This window comes from Komagataeibacter diospyri (genome assembly GCF_006538165.1).
Classification (GTDB): domain Bacteria; phylum Pseudomonadota; class Alphaproteobacteria; order Acetobacterales; family Acetobacteraceae; genus Komagataeibacter; species Komagataeibacter diospyri.
On sequence record NZ_BDLU01000087.1, the window covers coordinates 1 to 1,881 of the forward strand.

The window sequence follows — 1,881 nt, forward strand, 5'->3', positions numbered from 1 at the left end:
CCGTTACAGGCCACCACCCCGCAGTGGCGGCCGCTGCTGCATTATACGCCCCGACGCAACTGGATGAATGACCCCAATGGCCCGTTTTTCCACAAGGGGGTCTATCACCTTTTCTACCAGTACAATCCTGTAGCTCCGGAATGGGGCAATATGTCGTGGGGGCATGCGACCAGCACGGATCTGCTGCATTGGCATGAACAGGATGTGGCCCTGCCGTTCAGTGCGACAAAAGACATCTTTTCCGGAACGGTCGTCGTGGACACCCATAATACGTCCGGGCTTGGCACGCCTGATAACCCGCCGCTGGTTGCATTGTACACCAGCGTTTTCAAGCAAGGCGCGCCCAGGGCGCCCGGTGTGCAGGCCCAGTCCCTTGCCTACAGTCTTGATGATGGCCGGACATGGAAACCCTGCCAGAAGGATCCTGTCCTGACGTTATCACCTGACTCACTCCATTTTCGTGACCCTGGCGTTTTCTGGTACGCACCCGGTGGATACTGGGTCATGACAACAGTCGTTGCAAATGCACCGGTCGTGAAGCTGTACAAATCATCAAACCTGACAGACTGGACGTTCCTGAGCGATTTCGGGCCTGCAGGTTTTGTCCGGTCGGGCATGTTATGGGAAATGCCGTCACTGTTTCCCCTGCCACTGGATGGAAATCCGGCACAGCAGAAATGGGTGCTGATGCTGGGGGTCAATCCATGGGGCATCGCAGGCGGGTCGGGCAGTCTCTATTTTGTCGGCTCCTTCGATGGCACGACATTCCGGCCGGAAGGACTGCCGCCCAAGGGTTCAGACCCTGCGGCCCATGACTGGCTCGATCACGGGGCGGACCATTATGCCGCCATCCCGTTTGCGGGCCTGCCTGACAACACACCGCTCACCATCGGCTGGATGGGCAACTGGGATTATGCAGCGCAGGTACCGACATCTCCATGGAAAGGCCAGATGACCCTGCCCATGGATATGGCCCTTCGGACAATTGATGGCCGCCCGCAGCTGTGCCTGGAACCTGACAGGCATTACATGGCACTGGTCGCTGCCCGGCCGGCGCTGTCTTTCGATGGACTGCAGCTTTCCTCCGGACGGCATCTGTTGCCCGACCGTGCGCGTGGTCAGGTTATGGATATCGACATGAGCATGCATATGCACGGCGCGGATCGTGCCGGAATATTCGTACGGGCGACGGCCGATGGCCGCATTGGCACCAGCATTGCGTATGACATGAAAAAGCATGTGCTGGTCATCGACCGGTCACATTCGGGTCTGACTGACTTCTCGCCCAAATTCAGTCAGGAACATATCGTCAATATGCCTGCCCCCACAGGGGAGGTTTCATTGCATGTCATTGTTGACCGCAACTCGGTGGAAGTTCTGTCACGCAATGGTTCGGTTGTCATAACGGATCTTGTCTTTCCGCCTGCCGATGCCGACCGCATCATGGCTTTTTCCGAAAATGGCATGACCGAATTCAGGCATATGAAAATAACGCTTCTGGACCGCGACCAGGAATAGAAACCTGTCCTGTCCCGCAGTTGCCCACAGGGTGTACGGACATCCATCAATGCTGGACAGGACCAGTCAATGCCAGTTCGGTTTCCCGATCGTCCGAAATCGCGGATGACAGGTCATCCAGCCTGACCGGCTGTGAATTCAGGAGAATGGAAAAAGCATGGTGGACCTGACGCGCATCAGTTGCCGACGCACCGTGGCCCGGACCATGACCGGGCTACTGTTTCTGGCAACCGCGATGACCTGCGGCATCACCGGCAGCCATGCAGGGTCCGTGTCCCATTCCCTGGACCAGATCCAGACCGTTGTCGTAATCTTTGCCGAAAACCGCTCCTTTGATAACCTGTACAATGGTTTCCCGGGTGC

Annotated in this window: 1 protein-coding gene and 1 pseudogene; both read left to right on the top strand. The window is 57.3% G+C overall.

The window, feature by feature from the left end; all coding sequences use genetic code 11:
- Positions 1 to 1,518, top strand: a 1,518-nt coding sequence (locus tag MSKU9_RS17445; RefSeq protein ID WP_141262617.1) for a glycoside hydrolase family 32 protein, incomplete at its 5' end; no start/stop codon positions are given.
- 157 nt (positions 1,519 to 1,675) lie between these two features.
- Positions 1,676 to 1,881 (top strand): annotated as a pseudogene (locus tag MSKU9_RS17450) (acid phosphatase); the annotation flags it as partial.